Raw genomic sequence first — 14,371 nt, forward strand, 5'->3', positions numbered from 1 at the left:
AGCCCTGCGAGGATGGGGCCCATGGGTTCACCGGATGCCACCATCGGGAGCGAGCGCGAACCGCATGCGCTGCCCGCACATGCCGACGTGCTGGTCGTGGGCGCGGGACCGGCGGGCTCGGCGGCGGCGGCCTGGGCCGCGCGCGCCGGGCGAAACGTGCTGCTCACCGATGCCGCGGCCTTCCCGCGTGACAAGACCTGCGGCGACGGGCTGACCCCGCGCGCCACCGCGGAGATGGAACATCTCGGGCTGGGCGAATGGCTGCGGGCGCACACGGTGAACCGCGGTCTGCGGATGGGCGGATTCGGCCGCGAGGCGCTGCTGCCGTGGCCGGGCGGGTCGTTCCCCACCTACGGAAGTGCGGTCCCCCGGCTCGAACTCGACGACAAACTGCGCGAAACCGCCGTCAAGTGCGGTGCACGGATGGTCGACGGGGCGCGGGTGAGCGCGGTGTCCCGCGACGGCGACCGGGTCACCGGCGTCAGCGTGCGCACCGACGCGGGCGTGCACGACATCACCTGCCGGACATTGATCGTCGCCGACGGCGTGCGCTCTCCGGTCGGCAAGCTGCTCGGCCGCACCTGGCATCGTCGTTTCGCCTACGGCGTGGCCGCGCGCGCCTACATCCGTTCCGCACGCAGCGACGACGAGTGGATCACCTCGCATCTGGAGTTGCGCGACGCCGAGGAGACCCTGGTGCCCGGCTACGGCTGGGTGTTCCCGCTGGGCAACGGCGAGGTGAACATCGGCGTCGGGTCGCTGGCCACCGAACGCCGCCCCTCCCATATCGCGTTGAAACCGCTTCTGCAGCACTATATTTCGCTGCGACGGGAGGAATGGCAGTTCGACGGTGACGCGCGCGCGGTCGCCTCGGCGCTGCTGCCGATGGGCGGTGCGGTCTCCGGTGTGAGCGGGCGCAACTGGGCGCTGGTGGGCGATGCGGCGGGATGCGTCAATCCGCTCAACGGCGAAGGCATCGATTACGGCCTCGAGGGCGGACATCTGCTGGCCGGACTGCTCGACGAACCGGATCTGACCACGCTGTGGCCGGATCTGCTGCGGGCCCGCTACGGCCGCACGTTCTCGGTCGCGCGCCGGATCGCGGCCCTGGCCACCCACCCGCGCATGGTGCCGACCGGCGGGCCGCCGATGATGCGTTCGAAGTTGTTGCAGCACACCGCGGTCCGGGTGATGGGCAATCTGGTCACCGAGGAGGACGCGGATCTCACCGCGTGGCTGTGGCGCACGGCGGGCCGCGCGTCCATGCGTTTCGACGACCTGACGCCGTTCAGCTGATCTCGACGCCGAGCAAACGCCCATGGCCGACACCCCGCCGCGACCGGTCCCCGAGGACCTGCTCCCCCACCTGCGCCGCGCACGCGACCTGGCCGATCGCCACTATGCCGAACCGCTGGACCTGGACGGTCTGGCCGCCGCGGCCGGGGTCTCGAAATACCATTTCCTGCGCTGTTTCGCCGCGACCTACGGCAGGACCCCGGCCCTCTACCTGGCCGAACGCCGGATCGAACGCGCCCAGGACCTGCTGCGCGCGACCAACGTCACCGTCACCGAGGCGTGCATGCTCGTCGGCTACAGCAGCCTGGGCTCGTTCAGCCGCAAATTCACCGACCTGGTCGGCATGTCCCCCTCGGCCTACCAGGCCAAATTCGCCATCGAGGGCGCACCCCACATCCCGGGCTGCTACATCTTCATGCACGGCCTGTCGGACCGGAAGCGCACCTGAGAATCAGCAATTTCGGAGAAGCGATCCGCACTTCGACCCCATAGCCTGATGACATGACAACCATCACCAATGTGTCTCTGGTCACCGTGCACGTGACCGATCAGACCGCCGCGAAGAACTGGTACATCGAGAAGCTGGGCTTCGAGGAGATGACCGATATCACCATGGGGGACAACGGATTCCGCTGGGTTTCCATCGCACATCCCGATCATCGGGAACTGGAGATCACGCTGATGCTGCCCGGACCCCCGCTGGCCGAGGATGTGGCCGAGGCGATTCGGCGCGCACTGGCCAACGGCACGAACGGCGGGCTCGGCCTGCGCACCGACGACTGCCACAAGGCGTACGAGGAACTGACCGCCAAGGGCGTGGAATTCGTTCAGCCGCCGTCGGATCGGCCGTACGGCGTCGAGGCGATCATCCGCGACAACTCCGGCAACTGGCTGGTTCTGGTGGAGCCCAGGGAATTCCGGCCGGGCGACTTCGGACCGGGGGCGCAGTAGGAAATCCACCGCGCGATTCCTTGCATGCGAGCGTTCGGAATCGGCTCGCATGCAAGGTTTTCAGCTCAGGCGCCGGCCTTGTCGGCGAACCACTTCTCGATGAACTTGCCTTCGCTTTCGACGACGCGGCGCTGCAACTGTTCGGCCAGCGGCTCGATCGCGCCGCCGACCAGCGGCACCTTCACCGATACGCTGCCCGCGACCACGACCTCCGAACCCGTTGCCGCGGGCCGCATTTCGTAGGTGCCGGACATCTTGGTGGTGATGCCCTGCGACGTTCCGGTGAACACACCCCGGGCGGTGTCGCCGTCGAGCAGACCCCAGTTGTCGGTGCGCTCGACGACGAGATCGTTCCTGAGCACCTTGCGCACGAGCGCCGGAATCTTGTCCGGCCGTACGGTTTCGGTCATGTGGACGCGGATGGTGCCGGGACCGTCGTCGTGGGAAAGGTCCAGGGTCGCCGTGGTCGCGCCCTCGAAACGGGCCTGCCACAACTCGTCACTGGTGATCGCCCGGTGGAGCTCCTCGACCGGGACGCTGTATGACACGGTGAAGCTGAATTTTCGGGACATGGGCGCACACGCTATCGGAGCAATGCAATAGCCTGAAGTCGTGTCGGAGAACAGTCAGCCCGCACATCGGCGTACGCGGCGTCTGCGACGGATTCGGCTCGGTGTGCTCATCGCCGCGACGGCGATCAGCACCCTTGCGGTGCTACTGGTCCTGGCAGCCTGGCGCGACGACCTGCGGATCGCCTCGGACAAGGGCGTGGCCAGCGCCGAAGTGCTCTCGGCGGGCCGACTGCGTTCCGCGGTGACGTTCGTCACCCCCGACGGCGTCACCCGCAATCCTCGCCTGGGCGTGCTGTACCCGACCAAACTGACCGCCGGTGAACGGATCAACGTCGAGTACAGCCGGGCCGATCCGGAACTCGTGCGGGTCGCCGGTCGCGACGCGCGGGTGGCGATCGTGCCGGCGCTGTCGGTGATCGTGGTGGTGTGGGCGATCGCGCTACCGGCGTTGTGGCTGGTGCGGCGGTTGCGGATGCGCGGTCCGGTCCCCGTCCCCGAGGTCGCCAGCGCGCCCTGAGCAGGCCCCGCGTCCACCGGCACCGCGCGGCGAACGCAGATGTTCGCCGGAACTTCGCATTCGCGTCACATGGTCGTGGCGGCTTCGCGTCGCCGCTCGAGCACACTCGAAGTGTGCGTGTAGCGATCGTTTCGGAGTCGTTCCTGCCGAATATGAACGGCGTCGTCAACTCCGTGCTGCAGGTGCTCGGGCATCTGGAACGGCACGGCCACGACGCGCTGATCATCGCCCCCGACACCCCGCGCGGCCAGGCGCCCGCGCCGCGCTCCTACGGCCGGTTCCCGGTGGTGCGGGTGCCCGCGGTGATGGTGCCGAAGATCAGTTCGCTGCCGGTCGGGCTGCCGCAGCCCGGAATCACCGCGGCGATCGAGGAGTTCGACGCCGATATCGTGCATCTGGCCTCGCCGTTCCTGCTCGGGGCCGGTGGGATGTCCGCGGCGCTGCGGCTGGATCTGCCCGCGGTGGCGGTGTACCAGACCGACGTCGCCGGATTCGCACAGAGCTATGGGCTCGGCCCGGCCCGGCGGGCGGCGTGGGCGTGGACACGGCGCATCCACCAACGCGCCGCCCGCACTCTCGCCCCGTCCTCGGCTGCCGCGGAAGATCTTGTCCAGCACGGAATTCCGCGCGTGCACCGGTGGGCGCGCGGCGTGGACATCGCGCGATTCACCCCATCGGCGCGTTCGGCGGAGCTGCGCGAGGCGTGGTCGGCCGACGAGCGGCTGGTGGTCGGTTTCGTGGGTCGGCTGGCCCCGGAGAAGCATGTGGAACGCCTGGCGGTGCTGGACGGCGATCCGGAGATTCAGCTGGTCATCGTGGGTGACGGCCCCGACCGCAAACGTCTGGCCGAACTGATGCCCTCGGCGATCTTCACCGGTGAGCTGGGCGGCGACGAATTGGGCCGTGCCTACGCGAGCCTGGACGTGATGGTGCACGCCGGCGAACACGAGACGTTCTGCCAGGGCGTGCAGGAGGCGCTGGCCAGTGGCCTGCCGGTCGTCGGCCCCGATGCGGGCGGCCCGCGCGATCTGATCGCGCACTGCCGCAACGGATATCTGCTCCCGGTGGACCGTTTCAGCGAACTGCTGCCCAGTGCCGTAGCAGCCCTGCAGGATCCGGGACACCGCGCCCGATTCGCCGCCGCCGCACGCAAATCCGTGCTGCACCGCACCTGGCCCGCCATCTGTACCGAGCTGATGGGGCATTACGCGGATGTGCTCGGCACGACGGCCCAGGACATCAGCCGCAGCGCATAGCGGCAGCCCGACACCACCTCCGACGCTGCGCGCGGACCACGCTAGGGTCTGCAGACGTGGCGAAAACAGAGTCGTTCCGTGCCTCGCTGGACAAGGAACCGCACGAGGTCGCGTCGATGTTCGATGGGGTCGCGAAGCGGTACGACCTGACCAACACGGTGATCTCCGCGGGCCAGGACAGATATTGGCGTTGGGCGACCCGTAAGGCGCTGGCGCTGCGGCCCGGTGAACGGGTGCTGGATCTGGCGGCCGGGACCGGGGTGTCCACGTTGGAGTTCAGCAAGTCCGGCGCGTGGTGCGTCGCGGCGGATTTCTCCCGGGGGATGTTGGACGCGGGCCGCTTCCGCAAGGTGCCGATGGTCGCCGCGGACGGCACCCGGCTGCCCTTCGCCGACGAATCCTTCGACGCGGTCACCATTTCCTACGGGCTGCGCAACTTCTCGGATCCGGATCTGGCGATGCGCGAGATGCTGCGCGTCACCAAACCGGGCGGACGCCTGGTGATCGCGGAGTTCTCCACGCCGGTGTTCGGCCCGTTCCGCACCGTGTACATGGAATACCTGATGAAGGCCCTGCCCAGGGTGGCGCGCGCGGTCAGCAGCAATCCGGACGCCTACGTCTACCTCGCCGAATCCATTCGCTCCTGGCCCAATCAGCGCCAACTCGCACTCCGGATGGCCGACGCGGGCTGGTCCTCGGTCAAATGGCGCAACCTCACCGGCGGCATCGTCGCGCTGCATCGCGGCTACCGACTCGGCTAGGACCGGCGTGGTCCGGACCGCGTTCTGTCCTGGAGTAGCACTCCCGGGCGGGAATTTCCGCTGCGCCGGCGGGTTTTCCGGTGATATCGCTCACTCCTCACAAGGTCGACTTCGGGCTGTGCGGACCTTTGTCACTCGCCGATAACGTTCGGTAAATCCGGCGCAATCGCCGATGGCGATGATCGAGTCATGTCCCCTCCTCCCTCCGGCCCGGCGAACGTCGACACCACGTGTTCGTACTGCGGCGTGGGGTGCGGGATCACCGTGGAGACCAAGGTGGACGAGTCCGGTGCGCCGGTCATCGCGGCCGTGCGCGGTAACAAACTGCATCCGGTCAACGCCGGACGGCTGTGCACGAAGGGGGCCACGCACGCCGAGATGATGCGCGCGCCGGGCCGGATGACCACGGCCCTGCGGCGCGCGGAACGCGGGCACGAACCCGCCCCGATCGCCGTGGACGATGCGGTCCGCGAGGTCGCCGGGCGGCTGCGGAACATCCTGGACACGCACGGCCCCGATGCGATCGCGCTGTACGTCTCGGGGCAGATGTCGCTGGAAGCGCAGTACCTGGCGACCAAACTGGCCAAGGGATATCTGCGCACCGTGCACATCGAATCGAATTCACGGCTGTGCATGGCCAGCGCGGGCACCGGATACAAACAGTCGCTCGGCGCGGACGGACCGCCGGGATCCTACGACGATATCGATCATGCCGATCTGTTCCTGGTGATCGGCGCGAATATGGCCGACTGCCATCCGATTCTGTATCTGCGCCTGGCCGATCGGCGCAAGAGCGCCGGGGCCAAACTGATCGTGGTCGATCCGCGTCGCACCGAAACCGCCCGCAACGCGGACCTGTTCCTGCAGATCACGCCCGGCACAGATCTGGCGCTGCTCAACGGATTGCTGAATCTGCTGGTCGAAAACGGTGATATCGACGCCGATTTCATCGCCGCGCACACCGAGGGATGGGAGGCGATGGGTGAATTCCTCGCCGACTATCCGCCGGATCGCGTGGCGGAGATCACCGGTCTGGCGCAGGACGACATCCGCACTGCCGCACGGTGGATCGGCGAGGCGGGCGAATGGATGTCGCTGTGGACGATGGGGCTGAACCAGTCCACACACGGCACCTGGAACACCAACGCGCTGTGCAATCTGCATCTGGCCACCGGCACGATCTGCCGCACCGGCAGTGGCCCGTTCTCGCTGACCGGGCAACCGAATGCCATGGGCGGCCGGGAAATGGGCTACATGGGCCCGGGACTGCCCGGTCAGCGCAGTGTGCTGTCCGAGGCCGATCGCACGTTCGTCGAAACCGCCTGGGGTCTCGGGCCTGGGACGATCCGGACCGAATCGGGGCCGGGCACCATCGAGATGTTCCGGGAACTGGCCGACGGGAAGATCCGAGCGTGCTGGATCATCTGCAGTAATCCCGTTGCGTCGGTGGCGAATCGCAAGACCGTCATCTCCGGGCTGGAGGCGGCCGAGCTGGTTGTCACGCAGGACGTCTACACCGAGACCGCCACCAACGCCTACGCCGATGTGCTGCTGCCCGCCACGCTGTGGGCCGAGACCGACGGGGTGATGGTGAATTCCGAACGCAATGTCAGCCTGTTGCAGCGCTCGATCGATCCGATCGGCGATGCCCGTCCGGATTGGCTGCTGATCGCGCAGGTCGCCACGGCGATGGGATTCGAGGGGTTCGAATTCGGTTCCAGTGCGGAGGTTTTCGAGGAGATTCGGCAATTCGCCAATCCGGCCACCGGATACGATCTGCGCGGAATCGAATACGAGGAGCTGCGAGCCGGTCCGCTGCAGTGGCCGTGTCCGGATCCGGCGCGGCGCCGCAACCCGATTCGCTATCGCAACGACGGGGTGAGCCAGCATCTGTTCACCGACGAATCGGGGAACACTCCGGAGCTGGCCTTCGCGACGCCGAGCCGACGCGCGGTGTTCTGGCCGCGGCCGCATATGGAACCCCGCGAAATGCCCGACGACGATTACCCTTTCGTTCTCAACACCGGGCGGCTGCCGCATCAGTGGCACACCATGACCAAGACCGGCAAGGTCGCCAAGCTGACCAAGCTGAACGGCAAACCCTTCGTCGAGGTGCATCCCGAGGACGCCGGACGATTGGGCGTGCGGCCGGAGGATCAACTCGAAATCACCTCTCGCCGTGGGCGTGCCGTGCTGCCGGTGCAGATCAGTGACCGGGTGCGGCCCGGTAACTGCTTCGCGCCCTTCCACTGGAACGACGAGCAGGGGGAATACCTGACGGTGAATGCGGTCACCAATGACGCGGTGGACGACGCGTCGCTGCAGCCGGAGTTCAAGGCGTGCGCGGTGTCCTTGCGTCGCATCGCGGCCGAGCCCGCCGCACCGGCCCAACCGCCGGTCGCTGTTCCCGTGGCATCGGAAGGCGGACATCCCCTGGCCCGCATGCTCGGATTGGATACCGCCGCCGCGCCGATGCTCAGCGATACCGAGCGGATCTATCTGGGCGGATATCTGGCGGCGCTGGAATCCCTTCCGGTGCAGGGGCAACCGGTCCTGCCCGAATCCGCGCCACTGGCGCGCAGCAGTCGTCTGTGGATCGACGGATTGCTGGCGGGGATGTACTCGCGGGCGGCGGGCGGGCCGGTCCGCGAGGCGGAACCGGCCGGGGCCGCCGCGGAACCGCGCGTGGTCACCGTCCTGTGGGCTTCGCAGACCGGCACCGCCGAAGAATTCGCCGCCGAGGTCGCCCAGCGATTGTCCGAGTCCGACTGTGCGCCGCGACTTCTGGAGATGAACTCCTGTGCGGTAACCGATCTGCACGGTGACGTGCTGGTGATCACCAGCACGTTCGGTGACGGCGGGCCGCCGGACAATGGCACGGAGTTCTGGGATCTGCTGTCCGGCAGCACGGCTCGCCTGAACGATCTGCGGTACGCCGTCTTCGCGATCGGCGACTCCTCCTACGACGACTTCTGCGGTCACGGACGCAAACTCGACGAGTTGTTCGCGAAATGCGGTGCCACCAGGTTGCTTACGCGGGTGGACAGCGAACCCGATCACGGCGAGCTTTCGGCGAAGTGGCTCGAGGACGTGCTCGGGGTGCTGGGTACCGGAGAGTCGGGCTCGGGTTCGGCCACAGGGGCACCCGGCGATTCGGGACCGGGCGGAATGCGACCTGGCCCAGCGGGATCGGGCGGGGCGGAACTCGGCTCGCCCTCCGGTGTCGCGGTGCTGAGTTCCGCTCGTACCGAGCCGGTTCCGTCGTCCGCGCCGAAGGCGAGCCCGGCCGCACCGGCGTTCACCCGCAACGCCCCCACTCCCGCCCCGCTGGTCCGCAACGAGTTGCTCTCCCGCCCCGGTTCGTCGAAAGAGGTGCGGCAGTTCGGATTCGACCTGCGCGACCGCGATGCCACCTACGAGGTCGGGGACTCCCTCGGCGTCTGGCCCACCAACGACGAGACATTGGTCGCGCAATGGCTCGACGCGACCGGACTGGACCCGCGGCACGCCACCGAGATCGACGAACGCGAAGTCTCGCTGGAGCAGGCGCTACGCACCCATTACGACATCACCCGGGTCAGCAACGACCTGCTGAATTTCGTCGCGACACACAATCCGAGCCCGCAACTGGCCAAACTCCTGCGCCGCGACAACCGCACCGAACTCGACGGCTACCTGTGGGATCGACAGGCCGTGGACGTCCTGCGCGATTTCAAGGTCCGCGCCGATCCGGTGGACTGGCTCGGCATCCTGAAAAAGCTGCAGCCGCGGCAGTATTCGATCTCCTCGAGTCCGCTGGTCGATCCGCACGAGGTGCAGTTGACCGTCGGCGTGGTGCGCTACGGCGATCCGGCCGCACAGCGCGGCGGGGTCTGCTCGACCTTCCTGGCCGACCGGGGCGCGGATGCGCAGATTCCGATATTCCTGCAGCGCGCACCGCATTTCCGCCCGCCGCTGGATCCGAATGCCCCGATGATCATGATCGGGCCCGGCACCGGTATCGCTCCCTTCCGCGGCTTCCTGCACGAACGCCGCGCGCTGGGCTGCCGCGGCCGCAACTGGCTGCTGTTCGGCGACCAGCACGCCGCGGACAACTTCTACTACCGCACCGAACTCGAGGACATGTTCCGCGACGGCTTCCTCACCCGCCTCGACCTGGCCTTCTCCCGCGACCAGCGGGAACGGATCTACGTCCAGCACCGCATGCTCGAGCACGGCGCGGAACTCTGGTCCTGGCTCCGGTCCGGTGCGCACATCTACGTCTGCGGCGACGCCAGCCGCATGGCCCGCGACGTCGACCAGACGCTGCTCACCATCGCGCAGATCCACGGCAATCTCACTCCCGAGGCCGCCGCCGCATTCAAGAAGCAGCTCACCACCGAGAAGCGCTACGTCCGCGACATCTACTGACCGGCTCGCGAATCGCACGCGGGTATGGGCGATTTCGGGCACTGCGCGCCGACCAGTGCATGTCGATCGGCGCGACCCCCTACGACTGCACGGCATCACACGGCGGGCGGGTTCAGGCGCGCGAAGTCCGGTAGCCGGTAGTAGGGGTAGTACGGATACGGCGGGGTGCGCATGCTGACCTTGTCCAGGCGGGCGATCTGGTCGGCGTCGAGTTGCCAGCCCACCGCGCCCAGATTCTGGCGCAGTTGCTCCTCGGTGCGTGCGCCGATGATCACGGTCGAGACCGTGGGCCGGGACAACAGCCAGTTCAACGCGATCTGCGGAACCGTCCGGCCGGTCTCGGCAGCCAGCTCGTCCAGGACGTCGACCACGTCGTACAGCAGTTCGTCCGGCACGGGCGGACCGGCTTCGGCGGTCTTGTGCAGTCGGCTGCCATCCGGAAGCGGTTGTCCGCGACGGATTTTCCCGGTCAGCCGTCCCCAGCCCAGCGGGCTCCAGACGACCGCGCCGACGCCCTGATCCAGCCCGAGCGGCATCAGTTCCCACTCGTAGTCGCGGCCGACCAGCGAGTAGTACACCTGGTGCGCGACATAGCGGACGTGGCCGTGCCGATCCGCGGCCGCAAGGGATTTCATCAACTGCCATCCGGCGAAGTTGGATGCGCCGACGTACCGGATCTTGCCGCTGTGCACCAGATCGTCCAGTGCGGCAAGCACTTCCTCGACCGGGGTGCCCGCGTCGAAAGCGTGCAGCTGGAACAGGTCGAGGTAGTCGGTGCCCAGGCGTCGCAGTGCGCCCTCCACCGCGCCGATCAGCCGGGCGCGGCCCGAACCGGCCTCGTGCGGTCCGGGACCGGTAGGCAGAGATGCCTTGGTGGACAGCAACACCCGATCCCGCCGACCCCGAATCGCCTCGCCCAGCACCTGTTCCGACGCGCCTTCGGAGTACACGTCCGCGGTGTCGAACATGGTGACGCCCGCGTCCAGCGCGACGTCGACCATCCGGCGTGCCTGCCGGGCATCGGTATCGCCCCACGCGCCGAACAGTTCACCGCGCCCGCCGAAGGTGCCCGCACCGAAACTCAGCGCGGGAACCGTCAACCCGGACGCGCCCAACCGGCGATACTCCATGACCCACTCCTAACGGGACTCCAGTTTCATTAACAATTCGAACGCTACACTCATTCGGTTGCTAACGGAACTGGAGGACCGTTATGAATCAGGACACGGCCACCCCGGGCTCGGTACGTCCGGGCGGCCGCACCGCCCGCGTCCGCGAATCGGTCCTGCGAGCAGCCGGTGACCTGCTGGCCGAGCGCGGTTTCGCCCACCTGGACCCGGCCGAGGTCGCGACCCGCGCGGGAGTGGGCAAAACCACCGTCTACCGACGCTGGCGCACCCCCGCCGGCCTGGTCGCCGATCTGCTGACCGAGATGGCCGAGACCTCACTCCCGCACGCCGACACCGGATCCCTGCGCGGCGATCTACTCGCCAACGCCCGCCTGGTCGCGCACACCCTCAACGACCCCCGCCAGGGCAGGGTCTTCGCCTCCCTCGTCGCCGCCGCGACCTGCGACCCCGCCACCGCCGCAGCACTGCGCCACTTCTACGACGCCCGCCTCGCCGAATGGTCGCCCTGCATCGACGCGGCAGTGGCGCGCGGCGAACTCCCACCCGAAACCGACCCTCGCGCAGTTCTTTCCGCGGTATCGGCACCGCTGTACTACCGACTGCTGAACACCGGCGACCCCATCGGCGACGACGCCGCGACCACGGCCGCCGAAGCCGCCGCACTCGCCGCCCGCGCCGGATTGTTCACCCGCTGAGTCCCTCGCCGCCGCTACCCCTCGATCGAGCGGCAGCGCGGGATCAGTCGGCCTGCCACACCGGATCGCGACCGGTCAGGCCGATCACGCGGTCCAGCAGTGTGGCGTCCGGGGCGACCGGGACTCGGGGGCCGAACAGGCCGGGGATGCCCTCCGGCGGGGTGTCGGCGAGCATCTCCAGCAGGATCACCAGGTCCTGCTCGGTGGGCGCGAAGGGCTGTCCGGTGGCGCGGGCCAGATCCCAGCCGTGCACGATCAACTCGTCCAGTGCGAAGCAGGCCATCTGCGGGGCCGGTCCGGTCGCACCGCCGACCTCGGTCTCCCCCTCCCAGGCGGCGGGTTCGCGCCACGCCTCGACCAGGGCCTTGCACTGCGCCGGAACCTGTGCGCGCCAATCCTGCGGCAGGGACTGCGGTGCGGCGGCCGAGGGCGGCAGCGATGCGCCGATGCCCTCCTTGGTGGCCCCGCGCCGGAACCCCTCGGTGAAGCCGAGCACATGCTGCACCATGTCGCGAACCGTCATGGCGGTGGGCGTGGGCCCGGCGAGCCGATCATCGGCGATCCCGGCCACCACTCCTTCCAGCAGCGTCGCGGCATTCTCCAGATCGAACATCGTCGTGCTCATGGCTCTCCTCGCCGGCTGTGGCCCGGACGCGACCGGGTCCTTCGAGGTGTAGACGAACCACGCACGCCGAATTCATCGCCGCACGTGCGGATATGCGTGCGACAAGGCCCCGAAACACCCTCGTCGGCAATGACAAGCGCAGCTTGCCAGGCGCGCGTGAACGGAGGATTCTCGACAGTGCCGCAGTAACCGGCAATCGGCCCACTACGGACAGGAGGACCCGATGACCGAGCACACCATCGCAGCCATCGACACGGTTCCGGAGGCCGATCGCGCAGAACAGTCCGCCCCGGCCTATCTCGACGACAGCGAACTCGAACCCGAGTTCCCCACCGCCGCCACCGATCGCGAGGCCGCCGAGGCCGACGTCATCGAGCAGTACCTCGAGGTCCCGCTCGACGACGACTACGCCGAGAATCCGGCCGACGAGTACTGATTCGCGCCGCTACGCGCCGATCCCGGCCCGCACGGTGGAGTGCAGCTCGCGCAGGCTGGAGCGTTCGGTCGCTACCTCGAGCACCCGCATACCGTGCGCGTGCCGGGTCAGCTCCACCGCGAGTTCGGCCGGATCGACCTGGCGGTGCGGGACGCGGTAGGCCGCGCACATGGCCGCCAGATCCATCCCGTGCGGCGTGCCGAACACCCGCTCGAAGACCCCGGCATACTGCGGATCGCCCTGTTCCAGCAGTTCGAAGATGCCGCCGCCGTCGTCGTTGGCGACCACGATGGTCAGATCTTCCGGGCGGGGTTCACCGGGGCCGATGAGCAGGCCCGACGCATCGTGCAGAAAGGTCAGATCGCCGATCAGGGCGATGGTGCGACCGGGGTGGCTCAGCGCCGCGCCGACCGCGGTCGACACCGTGCCGTCGATACCCGCGACGCCGCGATTGGACATCACCGTGATCCCGGGCCGCGGATGCGAGACCAGCGCCGCGTCCCGCACCGGATTCGACGCGCCCAGCAGCAGCTGATCACCCTCCTGCAGGGCGTCCATCACGACCGCGGCCACGTGCAGGCCGGTCGGCTTGGGATGCCGGGCCAGCTCGTCGCGCACGACACCGACGGCCTTGGCATTGAGGGTGCGGCAGTGCTCCAGCCATTTCGGATCGGGTGCGCCGCGGGTGACCGCGCGAGTTCCGGTGCCGATCACATTGCCCGACACGTCGGGCCAGCGCGGACCGGTGGTCAACGCGAACACCGCGACCTCCGGATCGGCGAGCACCCGGGACACCTGCCGGTGCAGGGTCGGCCGCCCGGTGATGATCGCCTGACGCGGCCGCAGCAGCGGCAGCGCCAGCGGATGCAGGGCCGGACCATGCCGCGGCGCGGTCGGTTCGGCCACGGTCGGCAGATCGGCCAGTTCGGGCCGCAGACCCGCGCCGTGGCCGGAGATGACCACGGTGTCCGGGGTCAGATCGAGTTCCAGTGGAACGTCGAGTGTCGCGTATTGCGTTGCGGTCCACGGGGATCCGTCGGGACGCCCGGTGGGAACGAGCTCCCCCGGCGCGAGATCGGGAACCAGCGGCTCCCGCAGTGGAATATCGAGCTGCACCGGTCCCGCATTGCCCGAACGGGTACCGCGCGCCGCGGCCAGAACTCGGCACACGGCCGCGCGCCAGACGCTGTTCTGCCGCCGGTAGCCGTCCTCCTGTTCGGCCAGCCCGAGGCTGTTCGACAGCCGCACCTGTGACCCGAACAGACCGAACTGCTCGACGGTCTGGTTGGCTCCGCTGCCCAGCATCTCGTAGGGCCGATTGGCGCTGAGCACGATCAGCGGCTGTCGCGCGTAGTTCGCCTCCAACACCGCCGGGCCCAGATTGGCCACCGCGGTTCCCGAGGTCATCACCACCGGCACCGGACTGCCACTGGCCACGGCCAAGCCGATCGCCAGGAATCCGGCCGTACGTTCGTCGACGCGCATGTGCAGCCGCAGCCGACCGGCCGCATCGGCGGCCTCGAGCGCGAAAGCCAGGGGCGCATTGCGCGAGCCGGGACACAACACGACGTCCCGCACGCCACCGCGCGCCAATTCGTCGACGACGACCTGGGCCTGCGCTGTCGAAGGATTCACATCCCCCAGCCTGTCAGACTGTTCCCTGTCGTGGTGCGTTGACCCGCTCACACCCGGCCAGGGAGGAGCCTTCGGGCCGCGTGAAGC

General features: G+C 68.5%; 13 protein-coding genes. 9 read left to right on the plus strand and 4 right to left on the minus strand.

Annotated features, from left to right (window positions below):
• Positions 1 to 21 precede the first annotated feature (21 nt).
• Genes ON40_RS29390 through ON40_RS29400 form a run of 3 tightly spaced genes read left to right on the plus strand, consistent with a single transcriptional unit; the run spans position 22 to position 2,247 of the window.
• The gene (locus ON40_RS29390) at positions 22 to 1,296 is read left to right on the plus strand and encodes a geranylgeranyl reductase family protein (protein ID WP_040828130.1); all 1,275 of its coding nucleotides are present in this window, start codon (positions 22 to 24) and stop codon (positions 1,294 to 1,296) included.
• A 22-nt stretch (positions 1,297 to 1,318) separates the two neighbouring features.
• Positions 1,319 to 1,744: a helix-turn-helix transcriptional regulator gene (locus tag ON40_RS29395; RefSeq protein WP_040828131.1), complete on the plus strand. Its 426-nt coding sequence runs from the start codon at positions 1,319 to 1,321 to the stop codon at positions 1,742 to 1,744.
• 53 nt (positions 1,745 to 1,797) lie between these two features.
• Complete coding sequence (locus ON40_RS29400) at positions 1,798 to 2,247, plus strand: VOC family protein (RefSeq protein ID WP_040828132.1); 450 nt, start codon at positions 1,798 to 1,800, stop codon at positions 2,245 to 2,247.
• A 65-nt stretch (positions 2,248 to 2,312) separates the two neighbouring features.
• Here the strand turns inward: ON40_RS29400 and ON40_RS29405 are convergent, their stop codons facing one another.
• Positions 2,313 to 2,819, minus strand: coding sequence for a DUF2505 domain-containing protein (locus ON40_RS29405; RefSeq protein ID WP_040828133.1), 507 nt, complete (start codon positions 2,817 to 2,819; stop codon positions 2,313 to 2,315).
• Between the two features lie 40 nt (positions 2,820 to 2,859).
• Here ON40_RS29405 and ON40_RS29410 point away from each other — a divergent pair, with 40 nt between their 5' ends.
• The 4 genes from ON40_RS29410 (at position 2,860) to ON40_RS29425 (ending at position 9,763) form a co-directional block, all read left to right on the plus strand.
• Positions 2,860 to 3,336, plus strand: a complete 477-nt coding sequence (locus ON40_RS29410) for a DUF3592 domain-containing protein (protein WP_051193718.1) — start codon at positions 2,860 to 2,862, stop codon at positions 3,334 to 3,336.
• Between the two features lie 113 nt (positions 3,337 to 3,449).
• On the plus strand, positions 3,450 to 4,592 hold the full coding sequence (locus ON40_RS29415; RefSeq protein ID WP_040828134.1) for a glycosyltransferase family 4 protein: 1,143 nt from the start codon (positions 3,450 to 3,452) through the stop codon (positions 4,590 to 4,592).
• Between the two features lie 56 nt (positions 4,593 to 4,648).
• Entirely contained in the window at positions 4,649 to 5,353 is a 705-nt protein-coding gene (locus tag ON40_RS29420; RefSeq protein WP_040828135.1) for a demethylmenaquinone methyltransferase, read from the plus strand.
• A gap of 189 nt (positions 5,354 to 5,542) precedes the next feature.
• Positions 5,543 to 9,763: a bifunctional nitrate reductase/sulfite reductase flavoprotein subunit alpha gene (locus tag ON40_RS29425; protein WP_040828136.1), complete on the plus strand. Its 4,221-nt coding sequence runs from the start codon at positions 5,543 to 5,545 to the stop codon at positions 9,761 to 9,763.
• Positions 9,764 to 9,858: 95 nt separating this feature from the next.
• On the opposite strand, the gene ON40_RS29430 is transcribed toward ON40_RS29425, so the two are convergent.
• Complete coding sequence (locus tag ON40_RS29430) at positions 9,859 to 10,893, minus strand: aldo/keto reductase (protein ID WP_040828137.1); 1,035 nt, start codon at positions 10,891 to 10,893, stop codon at positions 9,859 to 9,861.
• An 83-nt stretch (positions 10,894 to 10,976) separates the two neighbouring features.
• Here ON40_RS29430 and ON40_RS29435 point away from each other — a divergent pair, with 83 nt between their 5' ends.
• A complete protein-coding gene (locus ON40_RS29435; RefSeq protein ID WP_040828138.1) occupies positions 10,977 to 11,588 on the plus strand; it encodes a TetR/AcrR family transcriptional regulator in 612 nt (203 codons plus the stop codon).
• Positions 11,589 to 11,631: 43 nt separating this feature from the next.
• On the opposite strand, the gene ON40_RS29440 is transcribed toward ON40_RS29435, so the two are convergent.
• The gene (locus ON40_RS29440) at positions 11,632 to 12,213 is read right to left on the minus strand and encodes a TIGR03086 family metal-binding protein (RefSeq protein ID WP_040828139.1); all 582 of its coding nucleotides are present in this window, start codon (positions 12,211 to 12,213) and stop codon (positions 11,632 to 11,634) included.
• A 223-nt stretch (positions 12,214 to 12,436) separates the two neighbouring features.
• Here ON40_RS29440 and ON40_RS29445 point away from each other — a divergent pair, with 223 nt between their 5' ends.
• Positions 12,437 to 12,649, plus strand: coding sequence for an Rv3202a family protein (locus tag ON40_RS29445; RefSeq protein WP_040828140.1), 213 nt, complete (start codon positions 12,437 to 12,439; stop codon positions 12,647 to 12,649).
• A gap of 9 nt (positions 12,650 to 12,658) precedes the next feature.
• Here ON40_RS29445 and menD read toward each other — a convergent pair whose 3' ends face one another.
• Positions 12,659 to 14,284 (minus strand): 2-succinyl-5-enolpyruvyl-6-hydroxy-3-cyclohexene-1-carboxylic-acid synthase, encoded by a 1,626-nt coding sequence (gene menD / locus ON40_RS29450; protein ID WP_040828141.1) that lies wholly within the window; start codon positions 14,282 to 14,284, stop codon positions 12,659 to 12,661.
• Positions 14,285 to 14,371 lie beyond the last annotated feature (87 nt).

Origin of the sequence: Nocardia jiangxiensis NBRC 101359 (assembly GCF_000308615.1) — a bacterium.
Taxonomy (GTDB): Bacteria; Actinomycetota; Actinomycetes; order Mycobacteriales; family Mycobacteriaceae; genus Nocardia; species Nocardia jiangxiensis.

What these genes read in the sequence shown, in the direction of transcription:
- ON40_RS29435 (WP_040828138.1), top strand. Translation starts at nt 10,977, where the DNA reads ATGAATCAGGACACGGCCACCCCGGGCTCGGTACGTCCGGGCGGCCGC.
- ON40_RS29425 (WP_040828136.1), top strand. Translation starts at nt 5,543, where the DNA reads ATGTCCCCTCCTCCCTCCGGCCCGGCGAACGTCGACACCACGTGTTCG.
- ON40_RS29445 (WP_040828140.1), top strand. Translation starts at nt 12,437, where the DNA reads ATGACCGAGCACACCATCGCAGCCATCGACACGGTTCCGGAGGCCGAT.
- ON40_RS29400 (WP_040828132.1), top strand. Translation starts at nt 1,798, where the DNA reads ATGACAACCATCACCAATGTGTCTCTGGTCACCGTGCACGTGACCGAT.
- ON40_RS29430 (WP_040828137.1), bottom strand. Translation starts at nt 10,893, where the DNA reads ATGGAGTATCGCCGGTTGGGCGCGTCCGGGTTGACGGTTCCCGCGCTG.
- ON40_RS29395 (WP_040828131.1), top strand. Translation starts at nt 1,319, where the DNA reads ATGGCCGACACCCCGCCGCGACCGGTCCCCGAGGACCTGCTCCCCCAC.
- ON40_RS29390 (WP_040828130.1), top strand. Translation starts at nt 22, where the DNA reads ATGGGTTCACCGGATGCCACCATCGGGAGCGAGCGCGAACCGCATGCG.
- ON40_RS29440 (WP_040828139.1), bottom strand. Translation starts at nt 12,213, where the DNA reads ATGAGCACGACGATGTTCGATCTGGAGAATGCCGCGACGCTGCTGGAA.
- ON40_RS29405 (WP_040828133.1), bottom strand. Translation starts at nt 2,819, where the DNA reads ATGTCCCGAAAATTCAGCTTCACCGTGTCATACAGCGTCCCGGTCGAG.